This window comes from Pseudoalteromonas sp. BSi20495, assembly GCF_000241185.1.
In the GTDB taxonomy this organism is placed as follows: domain Bacteria; phylum Pseudomonadota; class Gammaproteobacteria; order Enterobacterales; family Alteromonadaceae; genus Pseudoalteromonas; species Pseudoalteromonas fuliginea.
On record NZ_BADY01000158.1, the window covers coordinates 19,433 to 42,017 of the forward strand.

The window sequence follows — 22,585 nt, forward strand, 5'->3', positions numbered from 1 at the left end:
CGGCAATTGCCGTGCTTTTTTGTGGGTAAATATTAGATGTGGTAGCGAAAGGTTAATGCCTAAAGTCAGCCATTAACGCAGGTATACCGGGTAACATGCCTACAATTGCCATTACAGTGGTAAGTAACACAAACATAATAAGTGGAATCACCCAGCGGCTCATTTTAGTTAGCTCAGCGCTGCGCTCTTTACAGCCAATAAGCCCTAAGTTATCAAGTAACATAGTAAGCGACCAACCAAAAGCCGGATTAACTAAGGTTGAGGCAAATACCACAATAGCGGCTGATTGCGTTGTTTTACCTTCGCGCGTCATTTCCATGCCAGCCTCAAGTAGCGGGATAAACACGCCCACAATAAGTGCTACACAGAGCACAGGCTGCCAAATTGCTAAATCCATAGGGTAACCCCATAAACCAGCAATAATACAAAATACGGCTGTTAAAATGGCGCCAGCCGGAATAGGGCGTTTAGCAATAGCAGCAGGTACAATGTAGGTTCCCCAAGAGGACGCAAAGTTAGCACCACCGGCAAGTGAGCCAAATGTTTGTCTAACCGATGCGCTTAGCATGGTGTCGTCGATATTCATTTGTACTTTTTCAGTGCGTTGCGGATAGCTTATTTTTTGAAATACTTGATGGCCTAAAAAATCAGGAGACCACATAGCAACGGCGAGCACTGCAAATGGGAGTACAACAACAAAGCTTTCAAGCGTTGGTAGGCCAAGCATCCAGCCCGTGTTTTCACCCCACCAGTAAGCTGGGTTCATATTTGGTAAACCTGGTGCAGTATGAAACTCAAACGGTGCGCCTAAGGCAAAGGCAACCACGCCACCAATAAGGCAACTTAACGGCACGGCTAACCAACGCTTTTTAAAGTGCTCTAATAGCGCATACAATAAAATGGTGGCTAAAATAACAATAAACGCAATATGCGCCATATCAATGGCTTCAGCCCAGGCAAACAGCTTTTTAACCTGCGAAATAGTACCAATAAAGCCTAAATAAATGAGTAGCCCGCCACATACACCTTTACTGGTTAGGCGCGCGAGCATACTTCCTCCTTTGGTTATGGCCAAAATAAAACCAAAGGCACCAATGAGTAAGCCAAACGCCATAGGGTGGCCGCCAGCTGCAACTACAATAGGAATTAACGGTATAAGAGGGCCATGAGTACCAGCCAAGTTAGCTGTTGGTAAAATAAAGCCTGAGAATAAGATGATAAAAATAGAAACAATGAGTAATTCGTAGCGCACGTTTTCTAAAACAAACGCATCGCTTAAACCAAGAGGCGCTGCAAATGTTGCCGCAATAGCCCCCACCATAACGACTTTACCAATAGTGCCCGCCATTGCAGGAATGGTGTCTTCAAATTCAAATCGGTAATCTCTAAACGGTAAATTAGGACGCCAGCGTTTAGGCTGCATAATCTGTAATTCATGTTCGAGATACTCGTCGCGAGTATTAAACTCTGAACTCGGTTTGTGAAGCTGCTCGTAGCTTTGAGCATTCTTGTGCGTGTTTGATGGTGCATCACCGGGTGGTGTAGTTTGCATGCGTTCTCCTGCAACATTGTTGCTTAATCAAATAAATACGGCTTTTGTTAAAGCAAATGAATATTGAACATGCAGGGTAGATCAGCTTTTGGGCTGCTATGTATAGGCAAAAGGTCGTGCATGGTTGTTTTTAATACAGTTAATCTGACAATCAGCTTTACGTTAAAAATTATAAAACCACACAAAATGATTTAAAGTTATTACAAATCAATGTCTTGGTTTTTATTTCAAGGAGTTTTATCACTGTTTATAGCGGGAAATAGTGTTAATGGCAGGTTGTTATCCTTTAGTCTTAGTGGTTGTAAAAGCCGCTTTGTTTGAAAAGCTTATTGATAGCAGCCGTTAATTTCGTTTTATTTGTGGAGAAATAATACTTCTGTTACTTTCGGATTGTTAATAAAAACAATAAAGAATAGAGATGCAACTAAACTCCCCTAAATCAATTGGTATTTATGCTGCGTTATCGCCTATTTATGGGGAATAACCACACTACATAGGCTCTGCCTTGCCTAAAAACCAAACACTAACAAGCGATAAGTCTGGCCAATTAGTGTTGGTATTCGTAAAGACGTAAAAGAGCGTTTATTAAGTTGCTTAGATTTTATTGGTGTCACCGAAACGCGGTTAAGGCCGCGTTTCATTACGCTAGTATGATGGAAAACAAACTATTTGTCTTACATCACCGTTACCGCTATTGGTAACAACAACTTTGCATTGGTATCGCTTACTTCTGGCATATCGTTCGATTGCAGCTTCAATTTCTCTGACTCTTTCCCAGCGATCCATTTCAGAAACTTTACTAATTTCAAAACCAAATTGACTGCCTCCTAGAGACATTGCGGATACGTCGTTCATGGTGTCACATGATGATTGAGTTATTAGACATAGACCAACGGGCTTTCTGTCGCTACCGACAGTGATCACTTGAAATTGACTTGATTCACTTGTTTGATTCTGTGTGGCAGCATCAAAAACAGCATTAACACTTCTAGTGCCTAAATTATTTGCAATACTTTCCAAAAGGGTATTGGCCAAGTCTCGCTTGCTTTTTATTGTTCTACGTTCTACAACAGGCTCATTACGTGAAAGTAATTTGCTATTTTCTGTATTAGCATTTTCTTCAAATGAGTAGTTTTCGTGACAATCAAAACATGGCCTAAGCTCAAAGTATTCGTAATTTTCCTGATTCATAGTTGAAAATACAAAATCGTAAAAAGCGTTATAAGGGTTAGTATTTTCAGGAACAGTGAAAGTATATTGCATAATCCCTGAGGCATCCCTTTTTGCAATTGCTTTAATTTCATCGCCATTAGCTGAGTTGAAATAAAATACCCTCGCATCATTCGCCATTAGCTTATGAGGGAGTAGTGCCAACATGATAACTATAGTAAAAAAAATTAATCATTGTTTTATCCATTAAATTAATAGTGATATCCTTTTTGCTCGAATTTTAATCATAAGATTTTTTCCCCCATGTGTCAATTTTGGGTGCAATCGCTTTAGCACTATTGAGAGGTGTTTTGACACGACTATAGCTATTTGTTAAATCATAAGTTCAGGTTTAACTCGTATGAAGGCATTCAACGTTAGCTGTGTTATACACCTTTAATCTATTAAATTTCCTTTATCAATGAGAAACCGTTAATCTACTTCATTAAATATTTTTTGGAACTTGCTATGAAATTATTAACGGCAGCAACTCTAATACTTGCCACATCAACAGCCTTTGCACGCCCTGCACCTTTGGTGTCTATTCCTACTCACGATGCCTTTTTTAACGGTATTGCCACGCATTGTGGTAAAGCGTTTGAGGGTAAAGTAAGTGTAGATAATGCAAAAGGACCAAGTTCATTTGAGAATAAAAAACTGGTTATGCATGTTCGTAAATGTACCGACACTGAGCTACAAGTACCGTTTCATGTGGGTGATGATGCATCACGTACATGGATCATAACAAAAACAGGAAGTGGCTTGAGTTTAAAGCACGATCATCGTCATAAAGATGGCAGCGACGACGCATCAACTATGTATGGTGGCCATACGCTTGATGCAGGGTTTGCACAAATGCAGTCGTTTCCAGCAGACCAGTACTCTAAAGAGTTATTTGTAAAACAAGGGATTGCACAGTCTGTAGGTAATACATGGCAAATGTATATTTACCCGGAAGTATTTACTTATCGATTAATTCGCCAAGCACGTGAGTTTAAGGTGGATTTTGATTTAACTAAACCGATTACTCCACCATCAGCACCTTGGGGTTATAAAGACTAAGGTTACTTGCCCTTGCTTGTATCTTCTTTAGTTTCGCATTGTAGTAAAACACTTAAATCTGGTTGATAGGCGCGTGGTTTAGTTGGAAAACGTTCGTATTCTTGCACGCCTTCAAGCACTTTCAACATAAAGGTGTTGCCACGACATAAGCGCTCAGCATGGCGTAATAAAAATACGCTTTGGTTGGAAAAGTGTTTGTAATCGTCAGACTTAATTTTTATTTTATAATTGTCTTCGCCAATTTTTGTTTGGTAGTAATGCACTTTGTTGTCAAAGTCGTAGAGTTTTTCTGTTTCGGCTTTTTCAGCAAAGGCTGTATTTGCGCTCGAAAGGGCCACCAGTATCGCACCTATAGTGAAGCGTGGGGAGTTTAATCCTTTCATAAAAATGTATCCTTTAATTTGCGAACTTTATACCCATTAATTACTTATACAAGTTCGATTTCTTTATATTCAGTCTAACACCCAAAAAGGGATAACGTGATGTTCAAACAAATAAAACAGCTTTTTGCAGTATTCGATGACCAGCAGCCAAGTATGCAAAAGCACGATTTAAAAACAGCTGTGGCTGCATTGCTTATTGAAGTAATGCGTGCCGACACCAAGCTTGAACATGATGAACAACAAACCCTGACTGTAACCTTAAAAAAGTACTTTAATTTAACAGATATCGAAGTTGATGAGCTCACTACTAATGCGGCGAGTAGTTTGGATGGTGCGATAGATTACTTTCAGTTTTCAAAACAGATTAATGAGCATTGCAGCGCGGTACAGCGAATAGAAATAATAGAACTATTATGGCGCTTAGCGTATGCCGATGGAGAAATAGATCCCCAAGAAGACTACGTAATACGTAAAGTCGCAGGGCTTTTATATGTAACGCATACCGATTTTATCGCCGCAAAAATAGCGGCGACAAAGTAAGTAGGCGGGCGTGCAAGTTATCTTAACTTACTTGCAACGCTTACTAACTGATGAGCGAGGGCTGATACTTTTTCAGCCGTTACAGGTTCATTTATTTGCCCATTCTCATTAAACAGTGTGTGCACAGCGGGTACTGCAAGTTGATCGGCAAGTACTAACGATCCAATGCCGCTTAATATATCACGCACATGATTTAAACCGCGTAAGCCGCCAAGCCCACCAGGCGATGCTGCAAACAAAGCAACCACTTTATTACGAAAAGCAGGAACAGCACCTTGCTCTGTACGCGATGCCCAATCAATCGCATTTTTTAGTGCTGCGGTAATAGAGCCGTTGTACTCTGGGCTTGCTAGTAAAATACCGTCGGCTGTACGTAGCTTATCTTTTAAAAGCTGTACATCGCTAGGTGTACCTTGCGCTTCAATATCTTCGTTAAATAGTGGGATGTTTAATTCGTTTAGTTTTATTACTTCTACTTCAGCACCTGTTTGTAGAGCAAAACGTGCTGCCTCATTAATAATTTTTTGATTAAAGCTTTCTTGGCGAAGGCTTCCAGCTAGGGCGATAATTTTTGGTGCTGACATGGTAGTGGCCTTTTAATGTTTTAAGTTACATGACTAATGTAGCAAAATTTCACTTGTAGAAAACCCTAATAAACGCAACACTTATGTGCGTATATGCACATAAGTAAAAGGTAGGCAGCATGGCGATAAAATTTGAAGATTGGCAAGATGTTAAAGTTGCGTTTGAAGTAGCACGGTTAGGCACGCTGACAGCGGCGGCCGAGGAGCTTAATGTGCACCACAGCACAGTGCTTAGACGCATTAATAATCTTGAAGAAAACTTAAATGCACGGCTTTTTCATCGCCATGCTCGTGGCTACAAGGTTACTGAAATTGGCACCAAGTTATTTGCAACAGCACAAACAATCCATAGCTCCTTAGAGCAGTTACATAACGATATAGTAGCAGCCGATAGCACCCTTAGAGGTAGTTTGTTGCTAACGACAGTAAGTGGCTTTATGGATATACTTGGTGATGTCTGTGAGCAATTTCAGGCGCTACATCCACAAGTGCAGCTTGAGGTCATTTTAGAACAAAAAAGGCTAAGGCTCGATCACGGACAAGCACACATTGCAGTGCGTGCAGGCCCAAGACCTGATGAAGGCGATTATATTGCTCAGCATTTGGCGCAGCTTTCATCGGGTTTATACGCTAATAAACGTTACATTAATAAGTACGGTATGCCTAAATTATTAAGTGATTTACAACAACATAATTTTGTATCGGGCGTGGTAGGTTTTAATGCCCGCGTGCCTTATTTTTCATGGGCTGATGAACATATTCCTGCATCGCAAATTAAGCTGCGAGTATCTGAAACCGCAGAAGCGACTCGTGCAATAATTAAAGGGCTAGGCATTGGCGGATTGCAGCATGACGTAGCGGCGCAATATCCTGATTTAGTGCCTATATTACACAGTGAGTTAAGCTGGCCTACCGATGTATGGTTAGTCACGCATCACTTAGTGCATCGTACTGCTAAAGTACAAGCTTTTGCAGGGTTGTTAAAAACACACTTTAGTGAGTTAGCTGCTAATCAATAGTTTTAGCAGCGTTTTAAATGATTATAGTGTTTTTTTTACTTCTATCCCTAGGCGTTTAGCCAAGCGTACTAAGTTAGCTCTATCTAATTCAAGCACTCTTGCTGCTGCTGACCAGTTGTAGTTATGCTTCTTTAATTGCTCAGTAATTACGTTGTATTGCAACGATTCTACAGCTTGCTTTAAAGGTTGGTTGATTAAGGTGTTGGTTGTACTTTGGCTTGCTACTAGAGAGTTTTGCGGCGCACTTGGGGTTAAATCACAGTGCTCGCTTGTAATGGTTATTATTGGATTTTGCCATTGGCTTTGTTTTGCTTTTAGGGCGCTGCGGCTAATGACATGTTCAAGCTCGCGAACGTTACCTGGCCAGTTGTACTGATTAAGCAGTACTTGTGCTTCAGGGCTTAGTTTTAATTGTTTTATCCCTAATTTACGGGCTGTTTGCTCAATAAAATAACCAGCTAAGAGTGTTATGTCGTGCTCGCGTTTACTAAGTGGTGGCACAGTAATAGGGTAGACACTGAGGCGATGGTATAAATCGGCTCTAAAGCGACCTTGAGCTACTTCTTCCTTTAAATTTCTGTTGGTTGCGGCAACTACGCGTACATCTACGTACTTTGGCGTGTCTTCTCCTACCGTTTGTATTTCGCCACTTTGTAGCACTCGTAATAGTTTACTTTGCATGGCAAGGGGTAGTTCGCCAATTTCATCTAAAAATAACGTGCCGCCATCAGCTAATTGAAATTTACCTTGGCGCGAGTTTTGTGCGCCTGTAAAAGCCCCTTTCGCATGACCAAAAAATTCACTTTCAGCAAGATTTTCAGGAAGTGATGCACAATTTAAGTGAATAAGCGGTTGATCTTTTCGAGCTGAATTTAAGTGAATATTACGCGCTACAAGCTCTTTCCCTACTCCTGTTTCACCTAATATAAGCACACTAAAGTTAGATGCTGCAACGAGTTTAATTTCGTTTTTAAGTGTTTGCATTAGCGGACTTTGACCAATAATTTCACCGCCGTCCCGTGTTAACGCTTCACGATTTAGTTCTTGCACTAATGCACTTGAGTGCTGTGCATGCTGTTTGTAATGGGCAAGCTCTAAAGCTGTTTTAAAGTGCGCACTACACAGCGTTTGTAAGGTATTGAGTGTATCAGCGCTTATGCTGTTAAATGCATTGGCGTTAAGGCTATCAAACGTAAGTACGCCAAGTAGTGCGTTTTTATCATAAAGGGGTAAACCTAAACATGCATGTACCGGTATGTCGCCGGTTTTAGCTAATAGCAATCCGTCGTATGGATCGGGTAGTGGGCAGTCGTGCGCAAATTGTAGCGCGAGTGTGCTTTTGCAAATAGCTTCTAGGCGAGGGTGCTCTACTATTTTAAATCGTCTGCCAAGGCTGTCGGACATTAACCCTTTAATTGCCAGTGGTTTTAATTGCTCGCCCTGAAGCACTAATAACGCACTTGCATCACTAGGGATCACCCGTTCAACCGTTGCTAGTAATTGATCAAAGCTATGCTCGTGTAGTGTACTTTGAGCAAGCTCTAGAGCAACTTGGGTAAGGTTGAATTGCTGATTCATGTCAAAATGACCTATTCGAGTTTTTATGAGTTAATTTATAGTAGGTCATAAAGACTCATAGTGTAAAGTAGTTTAATTTAACTTGTTGAATTTAATTGAATAAATTTTTTGGCACAGTATGTGTAAGAGCTAAGTAACGTAGTTAGTTACAGAGATCGCCATGAACACACTAATGCTGAATAATTTAAATAATCAAACACAGTTTAGTTCACTATACGAAACAGTATTATTTGCTGCCAATACTGCATTAGCTGTGAGTTTAGTGTGTATTACGGCAAGTATTTTAATTAGCTACCCGTTTGCTGAGTACTTTTCCATGGCGGTGCAAGTATCAGCTCATATTGGGACTATTGTTATTGCTGCTATTTTAAAAGTAAGTTACGTACTGCGCTGTGTTGCACAACATGGTTTAGGGCAGGAGGTACGATAATGCGCCCTATAAACTTAACTGAGCCAATGCCAGCACGCGTTGCTATTCATCAAGTATCTCAATGGCCGTTATGGATGCTTGCTTTTAGGCCTTTCTTTTTGGGTGGTGGTTTATTAGCGTTTTTTTCGGTGGGGTATTGGCTACTTATTTTAACAGGCCATGCAAGTTGGCACTTATCTATACCCGCTACATTATGGCACGCGCACGAAATGCTGTTTGGCTTTGCGGGAGTTGTAGCTGTTGGCTTTTTACTTACCGCTGCACAAACATGGACAGGTGTACCGAGCATAAGTGGCAAAGCTCTTATGTGGCTTGCGTTTATATGGCTTGCAGCACGCTTAGCATTTTTTGTAGTACTGCCTGATATTGCTCATTTTAATTTATATGCTGCACTTACATTACAAGTTATTTGGTGGTTAGGCGCCATAGCCGCGTTGGCTAATATGTTATTAAAAGCCAATAGCAAAAGTAACTATCCATTTTTAGCTATTTTAGCTGTGCTTTGTGGGCTCAATGTATTGTATTTAATACTCATTTTACAGAAAAACATGCAACTTGCACTTGGTGTGGTTGATACCGCAGTACTGGTTATTACTTTACTAGTTGGCATTGTTGCGGGTCGCGTTTTACCATTTTTTACCGCTAAAGGTCTGGGTTTAACCGAGCAAGTTCGCACTCCTAAAATAGATAAAGCGGTGATGTATTTATCTATTGTGGCTATCACTTTATTTTTTATCGACAAGTTGTTTTTGAACACGATTAATCCTGCGTTGGTTGTTGCAACGGTTGCTGTGCTTCATCTGGTCAGGGCTGGTTGTTGGTGGGATAGCAAGGTATTGAGAGTACCTTTGTTATGGTCTTTGCATTTTTCGTACCTTGCTCTAGGTGTTGGTTTGATGCTGGTGGCAATAAGCTTTTATAGCAGTGCAATACAATTTAAAGATGCGCTGCACTTAATCACTATTGGCACAATAGGTATGATGATTTTAGCAATGATGACGCGTGTATCGCATGGTCATACAGGGCGTACACTCGCTATTCCTCATTACATGACTGTTGCTTTTGCGTTTTTGCTTGTGGCCGCCATTACTCGTTCATTACTCCCTTTTATTATTGGGCCTCACCTTGCTTGGCAAATAAGTGCTTTGCTTTGGTTAGTGGCTTTTTCATTATTTTTAATTCACTGCACACCTATATTAACGCGGCGTCGTGTTGATGGGCGCCGTGGTTAGTTTACCCATAGGAAAACACATATGTTATCTGATAAAACCATTGAGATCGTAAAAAGTACTGTTCCGTTATTAGCGCAGGCGGGTACGGTTGTTACTGATCATTTTTATAAGCGTTTATTTAGTCATAATCCTGAGCTTAAAAATATTTTTAATATGGCGAATCAAGATACAGGTCGTCAGCAATTTGCACTTTTTAATGCATTGGCTGCGTATGCACAAAATATTGATAATTTAGCCGTATTAAAAGAAGCGCTAACACGTATTAATCATAAGCATACAAGCTTGAATATTTTACCTGAGCATTACCCTATTGTAGGTGCGCATTTAATTGGTACATTAAAAGAGCTTATTCCTGAGCAATTTACTCCCGATGTTGAATACGCTTGGCGCGAAGCTTACGGCGTACTTGCTGATATTTGTATAACCGAAGAAGCTGCTTTGTATGAGCACAGTAAAAATAAACACGGTGGTTGGGCGGGAACTCGCCAATTTAAAATAACCAACAAACAGGCTGAATCAGAACTAGTAACAAGCTTTACACTTACGCCAGTTGATGGCGAAGCTGTTATTACACATAAACCAGGGCAGTATTTAGGTATTAAAGTTAAGCCAGAGGGCGCCAAATATGAAGAAATTCGCCAGTATTCTATTTCACAAAAAAGTAACGCTAAAAACTACCGTATTAGTGTTAAAAAAGAGCTACAGCCAAAGCCTGGTATGGTGTCTAATTATTTACACTCATTAGAGCAAGGCACTATTGTTGAGTTATACCCGCCGGCTGGAGACTTCTTTTTACGCAATAACACAAACCCAGCGGTACTCATTTCAGCAGGTATTGGGCAAACGCCAATGCTGGCTATGCTTGAAACGTTATTAAGTGATAATTCTAATCAAGAGATTATGTATTTACATGCCTGCGAAAATACTCAGCAGCACTCGTTTTCAAAATATTTAAATGATCTAACAGCGCAGAATAACCACTTGCAAACAATAACGTGGTTTAATCAAGCGACAGAGGGCGCTGACTTTACTGGGTTAATGAGCTTAAACGCAGTACAAGCACAGCTACCATTGAGTAATGGCGACTTTTACTTGTGTGGCCCTGCGGGGTTCATGGCATTTATAAAAAACCAGTTACTTGGGCTCGGTGTTAAAAGTGAGCATATTCATTACGAAATATTTGGCCCGCATCAAGACTTATAATACCGTTTAAAAGTGGGCATATTTTAGATAATTATTTAGCCTACTAACTTAATCGCGCACTATAAGGTTTACTCAATAGTGCGCAACCAATTAAATTATAGCTTTTTAGTATCACTTTGCGCTGCAAACGTTTGTTTTTGCCATGCATTAAAGAGCTTTTGTTGCTTATCTGATATCTTTAAACCGTAGGTTTTTTGCATATAAGCATAGGTGTCGGCTATACGTTTTCGCGCATAAACAGGCGGTTCAACTACACGTTGTTTAAAGTTTACTTTTACTTCGCAGCGACCATACTGTGTGGCGTTTTCGCTAAGCATGCCAAATCGATAATTGGAGCGATCGGCATTAATTTCGCCAATAGCTGGCGCTAAGTTGTTTATATCGGCTTCCATTTTTCTAAATTTAGCACTTACTTTTCTACAATTTTTTCGCCCGCCATCTTGCCAACATTGTAGTTGATGACCAAATTCCCACGCCGGAACAATGTGTTCCCACTCAATGCGTAGTGCTCGCACGTTTATCTTACCTGAGCGTGTAAGCGTATTTCTCGGAACGTAACCACAGTTTGCGGGATCTGGAACGAGTTTTTTACCTTCTTTTTTAATGTCGCAGCCGCAGTAGATGCTTTTAGCGTTGTCAGGTAGGGTTTTAATAAGGTGTTTTTTTGCAGTAGAAAAACGGGTGAACTGCTCCGCTGATACCGAAACACACAAAAAACAAGCCAATAAGGCCAGAATAAATCGAGTCATATCCATCACATATGTGAACTACAGGAATGGCTAGTTTAAGCTGTTGATTAAAAAAGATAAAGGAGACTTAGAATTTAGCTTGAAATGGTTACTGGTACTTGCTCTTTTTATTTTTGTAAAAAAGCTGATAGTGCGGGGAAACTATCAGCTTTGTATAAGCTATTTAACCTGAGCTTTGGTTAAGATATTTACTTACATACTATAGCGAATACCTAAAAAGAATTGCCTACCAGTATGGTTATACTCTCGTGGTAAATTAAGTGTTCCGTCACCAGTGGTATACAAGCGCTCGTATTCATCGGTTAAGTTAATAGCTTCAAATGTTACGGTTACATTGTCATTGAGGTTATAAAAAGCAGAAAGGTCATAATGTGCTGGACCTGTTGTTGCTTCTTCAGCATTACCATTACTGCCAGTATAATCAGTAATGTAGTTATCGCGTTTATTCATTGAAACGCGAGCGCCATAATTTTCTTCTTCGTAATAAAGTGTGAAATTATATGAATTTTTAGAAAGCCCCGTTATTTCTCCTGCGGATACGTGAGTGTAGTTAGAAACAATACCGGTATTTTTTAATAACCCCGGTAAAAAGCTAAATGGCTGTTGATATATTAGCTCAATACCTTTAACAACAGTTCCCTTGCCATTTACAGGTACGTAATGGGTGTAGGGTGTTGTTCTTGGGTCAAGTGCACTTGATGGATCGTATTGCGGATCGTTATCAATGAAAGGTAAGTATGCAGGGTCAACTAATTTTTCTTCAGTTGAGCTGGTGATGAAAGTACCTATATCTTTATAAAAACCAGTTAAAGCAAGTAGCGACTCTTCATCAAAATACCATTCGATACCTAAATCAGTATTTGTTGAGGTGAATGGGTCTAAAAATGGATTACCCGCACTGACTGTTCCATTTAAATAGGAGAATGATGGGTTACCTGGGTTTAGTGAGCCAAGGCTTGGACGAGTCATGGTTTTGGATAACCCTAAACGTACAACAACATCTTGCGTTGCATCCAGTGCTAAATTTAAAACAGGTAAAACATTATCGTAACTATTTTCAATTTCAACAGGATCGCTTTGAATAAAGCCCGTTGATGTTGTTTCTGTTTTTACATAACGTAAGCCTACATTTGTTCGTAGGAGCATATCAGATATTTCATATTCAAAATCTGATTGAATATAAGCAGCGATGGTTTCCTCTTCAACTTCCCAGCTTTGTGCACTTCGCGCCGTCCACTCTTTATTGAGTAGTTGTGATTCAATTGCATCAAAATCGGCCACAATAAATTGCGGCAACGTACCATCATAGCCTGAACCATAATCATCGTAAGGCATTAATTGTGAAAAGCCGACGGCTGACTCTTGATCCGGAAATCCATTAATTTGCGATTCATCATAGTTTACTGTTCTATCGTTATAAGCAACCCCACCTTTAATGCTCATAAAGTCTGTTTCGTAAGTTAAATCTAATTTGGCAGTATCATTTTTTCTGAGTACATCCGTAGCACGAAGTCGACCGTCTGTTAAATTAAATGAACTTGCATCTAAATTATCATAGCCATAATCCATCACTGCAGTATTTGCGCTATTTCCAAAATCAATTGAGACGGTATGAGGTGTATTGCTGGTCATATTATAACGATATTGCTCAGAGCGAGCATTTGACTCAGCGGTGCCGATCATTGCATCTAATTTTAAGTAGTCAGATAGGTGGTATTTACCAGATAACACATACTGTTTAAATTTTGTTTTAGATACCTGTTGACGGCTTTCTGCACGGGACTTTACTCCACTAAATGTACCTGCCTGAATTTGTTTTCCATTTTCGGCAACTGTAATAGAGTCTGGAGTGATCTCGCTAAATGTATTTCTGAACATTTCGAAGAAATTATACATCGTACGACTGTTGTCGAGGGTAGAATGCAAGGTATCGAAGGTAATTACTAAGTCATCGTTAGGCGCATACTGTAATGAGCCTGTAAAACCTAATCTATCTTGTTCATTACCAAAAAAATCAGGGCGGGGAAGTCGAGGAGTCCATAGGCAATTTACATCATCAACTTGCTCACCTTCAAATTCACAATTTCCCACATCAGCTGTGCCAATAACGTCAGTATTTGATGTGTCAGCATAGACACCGCCGCCGTCTTTGACGGGGGTTGTCCAGCGAACAGTACCAAAACCTTCTTGGCGAACTGTGCGCTCTGATTTAGCGACAGAGAATAAAGCCCCAAAGGTATCGTCAGCAAATGTATTACTGATCATAAATACCATTCTAGGGTCTGTCTCTTCTGTTAAATCGTTATAGCCTGCCTGTGCCGACGCAGCTACATGAAGACCGGGGGAATCAAAAGGTTTTGCTGAATACATATCGACAGTACCTGCAATACCTCCTTCTTCGGTTGCAGCTGTTGGTGATTTTTGAATATCAACGCGATTGAATAGCTCTGATGCAAAAACGTTGAAGTCAAATGCTCTGCCGCCATTTACACCACCACCCGAATCAGTCCCATCTGTACTAGCAGGAACTTCCATACCATTAAGGGTTGAGCGGGTAAAAGATGGGCCTAAACCACGTAGAGTAATTTGACGTCCTTCTCCTCCTTCTCGCGAAATTGCGACACCAGGGATTCGCTGTAGTGACTCTGCGATATTTAAATCTGGAAATTTACCAATGTCTTCGGCTGCAATTGATTCCGTGGTATTTACTTCAAACCTTTTGGTAGCCAGCGATTTATTAAGTGATGATCTAAAGCCTGTAACTTCGATTAACTCAATTTCACTTTTCTTTTTTATATTTGTTTGTTCGGCTTCTTCAGCACTGATTTGAGCTGTCGTGCTAATTAATAATGCACTAATAATGTAATTAAGTGGCCTGAGAGTGAATCTTTTTGACGTTTTCATTGTGTGTTCCTGCTGAATTTAGGTAATGCCACTCAGTTCAGATTTTACACTTATTTTTTGTGTTATAAGTAAGCGTAAATATGAGTGAGGTGTGTTTGGCTTTATTTAAATACACCTCTTTAAGCAGTGTATTTAACCCGCACACTTAAAATGCCACCGGTGGCATATGAAAGTCAAGGTTATTTTTTATACTTTTTTAAACAATAATTCACTTAATTTTAATCCTCAAAGGTCAACAGGCCATGGAGTTTATAAAAAAGTATTGTTTGTACTTAAAAATGATAAATATTAAATAATGGACTATGAATGCGTAAAACTATCTATTTACCATATAAAACAGCTTATATTACATAGTTGATTTGGTATAAAAGTAAAACTGCGTTAAAGTTTGCGGTGTAATCATTAGAGGATAAATACTAAACAATGTCGGAAATTCAATTTTTAAATGTAGATCTTGAGCTTGAATCAAAGCAAGATATTAGTTTGCTAGTGGCAGACTTGAAAAAAGTCGCGACGATTTTACATTATGACAAAGACGAATACCGTCAATTAGCCCGCATTGAAGCAACAGGTGTAGTAAACACGCCTGACAAAGCAATTAACCATATCTGTGAGCTTATTGAATCGTGTTCGCGTAATGCGTTAAAGCAATGGCTAAGTTGTTCACGTAGAACATTTGATATTGGTTTTGAATCAGGCACATCGCCTAAGTGTTTTAACCAAGCTTTAGATGCAGATACATTATTACGTATATCTGCTATTGGTGCGGGTATGGAAATTACAATTTACCCAATCGAAAAGTAACAGTAAGTAATTATCTTCGCTCTACTACGGCTGCGGTCATTCTTGATACGCAGCAAAGCTCGTTTCGACTATTAGTAATTTTTATTTCCCAGACTGAACTACGCTTACCAATATGAAACGCTTTTGCGGTGGCTGTTAAAGTACCATTACGAGATGCTTTTAAGTGACTGGCGCTAATTTCTTGTCCGACACAATAAAACTGAGTGAAGTCGACTACGAAGTTAGCTGCATAACTTGCTACTGTTTCGGCAAGCACTACGTTGGCTCCTCCATGCACCATGCCCATTGGATTATGATGCGCTGGTATGGCAGGCATAGTTGCTACGAGGTAATCATCACCAATTTCGGTAATTTCAATTCCCATGGTTTTCATTAGTGTACCGTGGCCATTAACGCCTTTCTCTAACTGCTTGCACAACTCTAAAGTGATGGGCTGGTACCAAATACTCATAATATCTCCTTTGCATTTTTAATCATTTATAAACTTAGCTTTAGTTATATCTTTGAAATGTACACAAGTGAAATTACTTTAGCTATTTTAAGGCTTAATTTAAATTTGCGATTTTTATTTAACTGTATATACTCACAGTTAAATGTACTGTATGGAAAACCAGTTGTATGCGACCATTAACGAAGCGCCAAGCTCAAATTCTCGAATTAGTTAAAGTTTTTATTAAAGACACTGGTATGCCTCCTACACGTGCTGAAATTGCACAAACATTAGGCTTTAAAAGTGCCAATGCTGCTGAAGAGCACTTAAAAGCGCTTGCTAAAAAAGGTGCTATTAAGATGAAACCAGGTGCAAGCCGAGGTATTCAACTTGTTGAGGAAGAAGAGCCTGAACAGTTAGGTTTACCTCTTATCGGGCGAGTCGCAGCGGGAGAGCCTATTTTGGCGCAAGAGCACGTTGAGAGTCATTGTAAAATTGATCCATTAATGTTTAAACCTGCTGCTGATTTTTTATTGCGCGTTAACGGTATGAGTATGAAAGATATAGGTATTATGGATGGTGATTTGTTAGCTGTGCATAAAACTCAAGTTGCAGAAAATGGACAAGTTGTAGTTGCTCGTGTTGATGATGATGTTACCGTAAAGCGGTTTGAAAAAGCAGGCCGAAAAGTATTATTGCATGCTGAGAATGACGACTTTTCGCCAATTGAAGTTGATCTAGAAAATGAATCTTTTAATATAGAAGGTTTAGCCGTTGGAGTTATTCGTAACGCTGATTGGATGTAGTTTTTAATTTATTTTTATGAATGCGTGCTTTTTAGCACGCATTTTTGTTTTAACATTAGCACTAAAAATAGGACGTAAACAGCCAACTAATTATTTTAGCTGTAAATTTTTTTGCACTTATATTTTCCCCCTCCGAATGCGTTAAACCCCTTTGTTTTGCTCATATTTTGAACTTTCTGTTGACTAGTTGATTACTGACTTTTTATTAATTACTCAATATCACCTGATTGTTTTTTATACTGAAACTTGCTTGTTGTTCGTTTTTTAGCTAATTATTAATGTGCTGAGCTAATAATAACTCACAGCTTTTTAGTTTTGAGAACACACAATATACACAAACTCGTTGTTGGCGCAGCAAAACCAATCAATATTAAATGAGATTGGCTAAAAAAATAAAAATAACGAATTGGCGTTTAAGCCGTATGCCTCTTCGCTTTGCATTCGCAATAGCATCAAAGGAGCCGTCACATGGGTAAACTGACCTCTACCTTGTGGCTTATATTATGTGTTTTTACGCACCCAGTTTTGGCTAATAGCCAATACAATATGCGCAAAGGCGTAACCGATATAAGCAATAATGTATATCAGCTGCACATGACCATATTTATAATATGTTGTGTGATTGGGGTGATAGTGTTCGCAATTATGTTTTGGGCACTTATTCATCACCGTAAATCTAAAGGGGCTGTACCTGCCCAATTTCACGAAAGCACTAAAGTAGAAATACTTTGGACTGCAATTCCGTTTGTTATTTTAATTGCTATGGCAGTACCAGCCACTAAAACCCTAATTGCAATGGAAGATGCCAGCAAAGCTGATCTCACTATTAAAATTACGGGTTCGCAATGGAAATGGCATTATGAATATATGGGCGAAGATGTAGAGTTCTACTCTATTTTATCTACCCCGCAAGATGAAATCGCGAATCTTGCAGATAAAAATCCTAACTACTTACTTGAGGTTGATAAGCCTCTTGTACTGCCAATAAATCAAAAAGTACGATTTTTAATGACTTCTGACGATGTTATTCACTCTTGGTGGGTACCTGATTTTGCAGTTAAAAAAGATGCGAACCCCGGCTTTATAAACGAAACATGGACGAACATAAACGAAGAAGGTACTTACCGAGGACAATGTGCTGAGTTGTGTGGTAAAGACCATGGCTTTATGCCTGTTGTGGTGGTCGCTAAATCTGAGGCTGATTTTAAAACATGGCTTGCAGATGCAAAGCAGGCGAAGCAGAAAGCAGCATTAGCAGATGCCGCATTACTTGATAAAACCCTCCCAAAAGAAGAGTTAATGACTTTAGGCGAACAAGTATATATGGCTAATTGTGCAGCGTGCCATCAGCCTACGGGCATGGGGTTACCGGGTGTATTTCCTGCACTTAAAGGCAGCCCGATAGTGCTTGGCGATATAAAAGATCACATTGATGTAGTTATCCATGGACGACCCGGTACGGCAATGCAAGCTTTTGCCAAGCAGTTATCTATAAAGCAATTAGCTGCGGTTATTACTTATAAACGTAATGCGTGGGGTAATGATACGGGTGATGTTATTCAACCGAGTCAAATACAGACAGCACTTGATGCCAAAGTGGAGGCGAACTAATGAGTAGCATAGTAGAACAACCTAACGCCAATGAAGCTCATCATGCTCATCACCCAGCTAAAGGTTTTAAACGCTGGCTTTACACAACTAATCATAAAGATATAGGTAGTTTATATTTAATTTTTTCGCTGACCATGTTCTTAATTGGTGGCGCAATGGCTATGGTGATCAGAGCTGAACTATTTCAACCAGGCTTACAGTTGGTCGACCCTCACTTTTTTAATCAAATGACCACAGTGCATGGTTTAATTATGGTGTTTGGTGCGGTTATGCCCGCCTTTACAGGCCTTGCTAACTGGATGATACCACTCATGATTGGCGCGCCAGATATGGCATTGCCAAGAATGAATAACTGGAGCTTTTGGATTTTACCGTTTGCGTTTTTAATCCTATTGGCATCGTTATTTATGCCTGGTGGGGGCCCTGCATTTGGCTGGACTTTTTATGCACCATTGTCCACAACATACAGTAATGATAATACTGCATTGTTTGTATTTGCCGTACATATTATGGGGATTAGCTCAATAATGGGCGCAATCAATGTGATTGTAACCATAGTGAACTTACGTGCCCCCGGCATGACATGGATGAAGTTGCCCTTATTTGTATGGACGTGGTTAATTACTGCCTTTTTATTAATTGCGGTAATGCCAGTGCTTGCAGGGGCTGTCACTATGGTACTTACCGATAAGTACTTTGCGACCAGCTTTTTTGATGCTGCAGGCGGTGGCGACCCGGTGATGTTTCAGCACATTTTTTGGTTTTTTGGTCACCCTGAAGTGTACATAATGATTCTTCCTGCCTTTGGCATTATATCTACAATAGTACCTACCTTTTCTCGTAAAAAACTTTTTGGCTATGCCTCAATGGTATACGCCACATCCTCCATAGCACTATTGAGCTTTATTGTATGGGCTCATCATATGTTTACTACTGGGATGCCGGTCGCTGGCGAGTTGTTTTTTATGTACGCGACCATGCTTATATCGGTACCTACAGGAGTAAAAGTATTTAATTGGGTTGCCACAATGTGGAAAGGCTCAATAACTTTTGAAGTGCCAATGCTTTTTAGTATTGCGTTTATTGTGCTGTTTACCTTAGGTGGTTTTTCGGGATTGATGCTGGCAATTACACCTGCTGACTTTCAATATCACGATACTTATTTTGTAGTGGCGCACTTTCATTATGTATTAGTAACAGGGGCTGTATTTTCGATAATGGCGGGGGCCTATTACTGGCTACCCAAGTGGACAGGCAATATGTTTAATATCACATTGGCTAAATGGCATTTTTGGCTATCGCTGGTGAGCGTGAACGTACTGTTTTTTCCTATGCATTTTGTAGGGCTTGCCGGTATGCCGCGTCGGATTCCCGATTACGCTCTTCAATTTGCCGACTTTAATGCAATCATAAGTATTGGTGGGTTTGCCTTTGGTTTATCGCAATTGTTGTTTGTAGCTGTGGTAATTAAATGCGCGCGTGGCGGTGATAAAGTGCCTGCAAAAGTATGGGAAGGGGCAGAAGGGCTTGAGTGGGAAGTTGACTCTCCAGCGCCATATCATACTTTTTCTACGCCGCCGGTTATTAAGTAATGACACACACACCGCTACTCAAACGTTTGGTACTTATTTGCATAGGCATGTTTGCCTTTGCCTTTGCTTTAGTACCTTTGTATGACGTGTTTTGTGATGTAACAGGGCTTAATGGAAAGCCTTCGCTTGAGCAAGCAGAGCAAAGTACACAAATAGTACAAAACCGAGAAGTCGGCGTTAGCTTTACTACTCACACACAAAGTGGTGCACCGTTTGAAGTTAAATCAAAAGAATACAGTGTAGTGGTAAAACCAGGTGCAATGCGTGAGGTAATGTTTAGTGCTAAAAATAACAGCAACCTAGATAAAGTAATGCAGGCTGTACCATCAGTCTCACCAGGTAAAGCGGCAAAGTATTTACATAAAATAGCCTGTTTTTGCTTTGATCAGCAACCTCTAAAAGCAGGGGAAGAACTTGAATTTAAATTGCTTTTTTATGTTGATACCGCACTGCCAAGCGATATTGAAGAATTAACTTTATCTTATACCGTATTTGATATTAGTGAACAGCTGGTGGCAAGTAATAACTAGCTTTTTAAACTAGTGTGAAACTAGGAGTAAATAAAATGAATCAAGAATATGAGCATTATTATGTACCTGAGCAAAGCCCGTGGCCTATTGTAGGTGCTGTTGCATTGTTTTTTATTGCAGTAGGGGCAGGCTTAACAGTTATGAGTGTAGGTAAAGAAGGTGGTAGCGGGGTTTATCTGCTTTATGCCGGTATTGCTGTACTTGTGTATATGTTGTTTAGCTGGTTTAAAAATGTAATTAGTGAGTCGGACCAAGGTTTGTACTCAGCACAAATGGATCGCTCTTTTAGACAAGGTATGAGCTGGTTTATTTTTTCTGAAGTTATGTTTTTTATGGCCTTTTTTGGTGCGCTTTTTTATGCACGGGTATTGTCGGTACCTTGGCTTGGAGGCGCAGGCAATAATGCAATGACTAACGAGGTATTATGGCCTACTTTTGAAGCCGTTTGGCCGCTAGTTTCAACACCTGCTGGCGAAACTACTCAAGCTATGGGCTGGCAAGGCTTACCACTTATAAATACCTTAATACTGCTTACTTCCTCAGTTACTTTACATTTTGCCCACGTAGCGATGGAAAACAATAAACGCACTCCACTTAAGGTTTTTTTAGGCGCTACTATTTTATTGGGCGTTTGCTTTTTAGGGCTGCAAGTTGAGGAGTACATGCATGCATATAATGACCTTAACCTAACGCTAGATGCGGGCATTTACGGTAATACGTTCTTTTTATTGACTGGTTTTCATGGCATGCATGTAACGCTAGGAACCGTACTTTTATTTGTAATATTTTTACGGATATTAAAAGGGCACTTTACTAAAGATAAGCACTTTGCTTTTCAAGCAGCTGCTTGGTATTGGCACTTTGTAGATGTGGTGTGGCTGTGTTTGTTTGTATTTGTATATGTGCTGTAGCGTTTATTGGCGAATTATTTGCTTTAATAAAACCAAGTTTAAGCGCTGCAATAACAACAACTAAAACAACGACCGAAAACAATACGCGACGACCTAAAAAGTGAGACATAGGTCGTCCCTCAGTTTTCCCTGACACCATAATAAACAATGCTCTAAATAAGTTAAAAAGTATAAATATTAACAACAGTACGATAATAATTTTAATAATCACTGAGTTGACCCTTTATGCAGTTAGTTTTATGGCACAAACAAAAGCTTAGCTCACTAATCACACTTTGTATGGTTGTGGTTGTTGTACTTGTGTGTGTGCGATTAGGGTTTTGGCAGTTGGAGCGAGGTGAGCAAAAGCAGCAACAACTAACCGCTATTGCTAAGCAACAGACTCGAGGTGTGATGAGCTGGTCTCAATTACTTAACCTGCCTGATAGCTGGAACAAAACTGGTGTATTGGTTGAGTTAAAAGGGCGATTTGTGCAAAACCAATATTGGCTTTTAGATAATCAAGTTTATAACGGGCAAGTAGGGTACGACTTACTTGCTTTACTAAAGCCAGACAGCGAAGAAAAAGTGATTTTAGTTAATTTAGGATGGGTAAAAGCGCCTATATCTAGAGATACACTGCCAAAGGTTACTCTGCCTACAGGTGTTTTTATTCTTAAAGCGCAAATAAAAGAAAATAACTTAAGTAGCTTTACGCTTGAAGATAAAACTACAAATAATGACTTACCTACAAGAATCCAATCTATCGACTTGAATATGCTGAGCACTCAAAGCCAGCAATCATTAATTAATTTTATGGCTTACAGACAAGGTAATGGTGATGAGATTGCAACACCTCATTATGAGGCAGTTGTTATGAGCCCTCAAAAGCATAATGCCTACGCTGTGCAATGGTTTTTAATTGCTGTTGCATGTGCTGCTGTGGCTATTTTTGCGAGTAAAAAAAGGACACATAATGAAAAATAATCCCCTTGTGTTGTTTGTGGGCTGCTGCGCTATCCCATTAATTTTGGCATATGGCGCATTAAAGTTTGATTGGTTGCCTACTGCAATTACTAATAATGGCGAGTTTTTAAGCCAAGAAATAAAACTTAAAAATTGGCCGCAAAATAATCCCAAGCAATGGACTATCGCACTTAATTATTCAAACGAATGTAACACCCCATGCAGCGAACAACTCAATGCACTTAATAATTTATATGTGGCACTTGGTAAAAACCAAGGCAAGGTTGATATGGCTGTAATGGGAAGTCCCGACAATAAAAAACTACCATGGAAAATTATTACCGAACAACAGAGTTTAAATCCTGCAAGTTTGTATTTAATTGATCATATGGGGTTAGTGGTACTTGAATATCCCTTTAAGGCCGAGCCACAAGAAAACCGTTTAGTACAAAAAGGGTTATTAAAAGATCTAAAAAAATTACTTAACTATTCTCGTTCTAGCTAATTAAGT

General features: G+C 39.7%; 23 protein-coding genes. 14 read left to right on the plus strand and 9 right to left on the minus strand.

What is annotated here, in order from left to right; all coding sequences use genetic code 11:
- Positions 1 to 52 precede the first annotated feature (52 nt).
- Complete coding sequence (locus P20495_RS02975) at positions 53 to 1,552, minus strand: DUF3360 family protein (RefSeq protein WP_008138672.1); 1,500 nt, start codon at positions 1,550 to 1,552, stop codon at positions 53 to 55.
- A 645-nt stretch (positions 1,553 to 2,197) separates the two neighbouring features.
- On the minus strand, positions 2,198 to 2,902 hold the full coding sequence (locus tag P20495_RS02970; protein ID WP_158308539.1) for a hypothetical protein: 705 nt from the start codon (positions 2,900 to 2,902) through the stop codon (positions 2,198 to 2,200).
- A gap of 327 nt (positions 2,903 to 3,229) precedes the next feature.
- Between P20495_RS02970 and P20495_RS02965 the strand changes: the two genes are divergently transcribed.
- Positions 3,230 to 3,823, plus strand: a complete 594-nt coding sequence (locus tag P20495_RS02965; RefSeq protein ID WP_008138677.1) for a hypothetical protein — start codon at positions 3,230 to 3,232, stop codon at positions 3,821 to 3,823.
- Between the two features lie 2 nt (positions 3,824 to 3,825).
- On the opposite strand, the gene P20495_RS02960 is transcribed toward P20495_RS02965, so the two are convergent.
- Entirely contained in the window at positions 3,826 to 4,206 is a 381-nt protein-coding gene (locus tag P20495_RS02960; protein ID WP_008138679.1) for a hypothetical protein, read from the minus strand.
- Positions 4,207 to 4,305: 99 nt separating this feature from the next.
- Here P20495_RS02960 and P20495_RS02955 point away from each other — a divergent pair, with 99 nt between their 5' ends.
- Positions 4,306 to 4,746, plus strand: a complete 441-nt coding sequence (locus tag P20495_RS02955; protein WP_008138681.1) for a TerB family tellurite resistance protein — start codon at positions 4,306 to 4,308, stop codon at positions 4,744 to 4,746.
- Between the two features lie 17 nt (positions 4,747 to 4,763).
- On the opposite strand, the gene P20495_RS02950 is transcribed toward P20495_RS02955, so the two are convergent.
- A complete protein-coding gene (locus P20495_RS02950; RefSeq protein WP_008138682.1) occupies positions 4,764 to 5,330 on the minus strand; it encodes an NADPH-dependent FMN reductase in 567 nt (188 codons plus the stop codon).
- A gap of 119 nt (positions 5,331 to 5,449) precedes the next feature.
- Here P20495_RS02950 and P20495_RS02945 point away from each other — a divergent pair, with 119 nt between their 5' ends.
- The gene (locus P20495_RS02945) at positions 5,450 to 6,349 is read left to right on the plus strand and encodes a LysR family transcriptional regulator (protein WP_008138684.1); all 900 of its coding nucleotides are present in this window, start codon (positions 5,450 to 5,452) and stop codon (positions 6,347 to 6,349) included.
- 21 nt (positions 6,350 to 6,370) lie between these two features.
- On the opposite strand, the gene norR is transcribed toward P20495_RS02945, so the two are convergent.
- Positions 6,371 to 7,927, minus strand: coding sequence for a nitric oxide reductase transcriptional regulator NorR (gene norR / locus P20495_RS02940; protein WP_008138686.1), 1,557 nt, complete (start codon positions 7,925 to 7,927; stop codon positions 6,371 to 6,373).
- Positions 7,928 to 8,087: 160 nt separating this feature from the next.
- On the opposite strand from norR, the gene P20495_RS02935 reads away from it, so the two are divergent.
- The 3 genes from P20495_RS02935 to hmpA are packed head-to-tail and all read left to right on the plus strand — an operon-like array spanning position 8,088 to position 10,792.
- Positions 8,088 to 8,357, plus strand: coding sequence for a hypothetical protein (locus tag P20495_RS02935; protein ID WP_007584928.1), 270 nt, complete (start codon positions 8,088 to 8,090; stop codon positions 8,355 to 8,357).
- Entirely contained in the window at positions 8,357 to 9,589 is a 1,233-nt protein-coding gene (locus tag P20495_RS02930) for an NnrS family protein (RefSeq protein WP_008138689.1), read from the plus strand. The genes P20495_RS02935 and P20495_RS02930 overlap by 1 nt, the downstream gene beginning before the upstream one ends.
- 21 nt (positions 9,590 to 9,610) lie before the next feature.
- Entirely contained in the window at positions 9,611 to 10,792 is a 1,182-nt protein-coding gene (gene hmpA / locus P20495_RS02925) for an NO-inducible flavohemoprotein (protein WP_008138691.1), read from the plus strand.
- Between the two features lie 95 nt (positions 10,793 to 10,887).
- Here hmpA and P20495_RS02920 read toward each other — a convergent pair whose 3' ends face one another.
- Positions 10,888 to 11,541 carry an endonuclease gene (locus tag P20495_RS02920; protein ID WP_033016336.1) on the minus strand — a complete coding sequence of 218 codons (654 nt, stop codon included), beginning with the start codon at positions 11,539 to 11,541 and terminating at the stop codon, positions 10,888 to 10,890.
- 192 nt (positions 11,542 to 11,733) lie between these two features.
- On the minus strand, positions 11,734 to 14,445 hold the full coding sequence (locus P20495_RS02915; RefSeq protein WP_008138694.1) for a TonB-dependent receptor: 2,712 nt from the start codon (positions 14,443 to 14,445) through the stop codon (positions 11,734 to 11,736).
- 423 nt (positions 14,446 to 14,868) lie between these two features.
- On the opposite strand from P20495_RS02915, the gene P20495_RS02910 reads away from it, so the two are divergent.
- Complete coding sequence (locus tag P20495_RS02910) at positions 14,869 to 15,249, plus strand: hypothetical protein (protein WP_008138697.1); 381 nt, start codon at positions 14,869 to 14,871, stop codon at positions 15,247 to 15,249.
- A 10-nt stretch (positions 15,250 to 15,259) separates the two neighbouring features.
- On the opposite strand, the gene P20495_RS02905 is transcribed toward P20495_RS02910, so the two are convergent.
- Positions 15,260 to 15,700, minus strand: a complete 441-nt coding sequence (locus P20495_RS02905) for a PaaI family thioesterase (RefSeq protein ID WP_008138699.1) — start codon at positions 15,698 to 15,700, stop codon at positions 15,260 to 15,262.
- Positions 15,701 to 15,867: 167 nt separating this feature from the next.
- Between P20495_RS02905 and lexA the strand changes: the two genes are divergently transcribed.
- From lexA to P20495_RS02880, 5 genes are all read left to right on the plus strand, one after another.
- Complete coding sequence (gene lexA / locus P20495_RS02900) at positions 15,868 to 16,485, plus strand: transcriptional repressor LexA (protein ID WP_007376396.1); 618 nt, start codon at positions 15,868 to 15,870, stop codon at positions 16,483 to 16,485.
- Positions 16,486 to 16,953: 468 nt separating this feature from the next.
- Positions 16,954 to 18,096: a cytochrome c oxidase subunit II gene (gene coxB / locus P20495_RS02895; RefSeq protein WP_008138700.1), complete on the plus strand. Its 1,143-nt coding sequence runs from the start codon at positions 16,954 to 16,956 to the stop codon at positions 18,094 to 18,096.
- On the plus strand, positions 18,096 to 19,688 hold the full coding sequence (gene ctaD / locus P20495_RS02890; RefSeq protein ID WP_002959615.1) for a cytochrome c oxidase subunit I: 1,593 nt from the start codon (positions 18,096 to 18,098) through the stop codon (positions 19,686 to 19,688). The genes coxB and ctaD overlap by 1 nt, the downstream gene beginning before the upstream one ends.
- Positions 19,688 to 20,218 carry a cytochrome c oxidase assembly protein gene (locus tag P20495_RS02885; protein WP_008138701.1) on the plus strand — a complete coding sequence of 177 codons (531 nt, stop codon included), beginning with the start codon at positions 19,688 to 19,690 and terminating at the stop codon, positions 20,216 to 20,218. The genes ctaD and P20495_RS02885 overlap by 1 nt, the downstream gene beginning before the upstream one ends.
- 35 nt (positions 20,219 to 20,253) lie before the next feature.
- Entirely contained in the window at positions 20,254 to 21,129 is an 876-nt protein-coding gene (locus tag P20495_RS02880) for a cytochrome c oxidase subunit 3 (RefSeq protein ID WP_002959610.1), read from the plus strand.
- Here the strand turns inward: P20495_RS02880 and P20495_RS22735 are convergent.
- Positions 21,032 to 21,340 carry a DUF2909 family protein gene (locus P20495_RS22735; RefSeq protein ID WP_081824568.1) on the minus strand — a complete coding sequence of 103 codons (309 nt, stop codon included), beginning with the start codon at positions 21,338 to 21,340 and terminating at the stop codon, positions 21,032 to 21,034. The genes P20495_RS02880 and P20495_RS22735 overlap by 98 nt on opposite strands.
- A gap of 14 nt (positions 21,341 to 21,354) precedes the next feature.
- On the opposite strand from P20495_RS22735, the gene P20495_RS02875 reads away from it, so the two are divergent.
- Positions 21,355 to 22,095 (plus strand): SURF1 family protein, encoded by a 741-nt coding sequence (locus tag P20495_RS02875; protein ID WP_008138702.1) that lies wholly within the window; start codon positions 21,355 to 21,357, stop codon positions 22,093 to 22,095.
- On the plus strand, positions 22,085 to 22,579 hold the full coding sequence (locus P20495_RS02870; RefSeq protein WP_008138703.1) for a hypothetical protein: 495 nt from the start codon (positions 22,085 to 22,087) through the stop codon (positions 22,577 to 22,579). Before P20495_RS02875 ends, P20495_RS02870 begins: the two co-directional genes overlap by 11 nt.
- Positions 22,580 to 22,585 lie beyond the last annotated feature (6 nt).

Coding starts and splice junctions, on each gene's coding strand:
- P20495_RS02975 (WP_008138672.1), bottom strand. CDS start 1,552: ATGCAAACTACACCACCCGGTGATGCACCATCAAACACGCACAAGAAT.
- P20495_RS02970 (WP_158308539.1), bottom strand. CDS start 2,902: ATGGCGAATGATGCGAGGGTATTTTATTTCAACTCAGCTAATGGCGAT.
- P20495_RS02965 (WP_008138677.1), top strand. CDS start 3,230: ATGAAATTATTAACGGCAGCAACTCTAATACTTGCCACATCAACAGCC.
- P20495_RS02960 (WP_008138679.1), bottom strand. CDS start 4,206: ATGAAAGGATTAAACTCCCCACGCTTCACTATAGGTGCGATACTGGTG.
- P20495_RS02955 (WP_008138681.1), top strand. CDS start 4,306: ATGTTCAAACAAATAAAACAGCTTTTTGCAGTATTCGATGACCAGCAG.
- P20495_RS02950 (WP_008138682.1), bottom strand. CDS start 5,330: ATGTCAGCACCAAAAATTATCGCCCTAGCTGGAAGCCTTCGCCAAGAA.
- P20495_RS02945 (WP_008138684.1), top strand. CDS start 5,450: ATGGCGATAAAATTTGAAGATTGGCAAGATGTTAAAGTTGCGTTTGAA.
- norR (WP_008138686.1), bottom strand. CDS start 7,927: ATGAATCAGCAATTCAACCTTACCCAAGTTGCTCTAGAGCTTGCTCAA.
- P20495_RS02935 (WP_007584928.1), top strand. CDS start 8,088: ATGAACACACTAATGCTGAATAATTTAAATAATCAAACACAGTTTAGT.
- P20495_RS02930 (WP_008138689.1), top strand. CDS start 8,357: ATGCGCCCTATAAACTTAACTGAGCCAATGCCAGCACGCGTTGCTATT.
- hmpA (WP_008138691.1), top strand. CDS start 9,611: ATGTTATCTGATAAAACCATTGAGATCGTAAAAAGTACTGTTCCGTTA.
- P20495_RS02920 (WP_033016336.1), bottom strand. CDS start 11,541: ATGACTCGATTTATTCTGGCCTTATTGGCTTGTTTTTTGTGTGTTTCG.
- P20495_RS02915 (WP_008138694.1), bottom strand. CDS start 14,445: ATGAAAACGTCAAAAAGATTCACTCTCAGGCCACTTAATTACATTATT.
- P20495_RS02910 (WP_008138697.1), top strand. CDS start 14,869: ATGTCGGAAATTCAATTTTTAAATGTAGATCTTGAGCTTGAATCAAAG.
- P20495_RS02905 (WP_008138699.1), bottom strand. CDS start 15,700: ATGAGTATTTGGTACCAGCCCATCACTTTAGAGTTGTGCAAGCAGTTA.
- lexA (WP_007376396.1), top strand. CDS start 15,868: ATGCGACCATTAACGAAGCGCCAAGCTCAAATTCTCGAATTAGTTAAA.
- coxB (WP_008138700.1), top strand. CDS start 16,954: ATGGGTAAACTGACCTCTACCTTGTGGCTTATATTATGTGTTTTTACG.
- ctaD (WP_002959615.1), top strand. CDS start 18,096: ATGAGTAGCATAGTAGAACAACCTAACGCCAATGAAGCTCATCATGCT.
- P20495_RS02885 (WP_008138701.1), top strand. CDS start 19,688: ATGACACACACACCGCTACTCAAACGTTTGGTACTTATTTGCATAGGC.
- P20495_RS02880 (WP_002959610.1), top strand. CDS start 20,254: ATGAATCAAGAATATGAGCATTATTATGTACCTGAGCAAAGCCCGTGG.
- P20495_RS02875 (WP_008138702.1), top strand. CDS start 21,355: ATGCAGTTAGTTTTATGGCACAAACAAAAGCTTAGCTCACTAATCACA.
- P20495_RS02870 (WP_008138703.1), top strand. CDS start 22,085: ATGAAAAATAATCCCCTTGTGTTGTTTGTGGGCTGCTGCGCTATCCCA.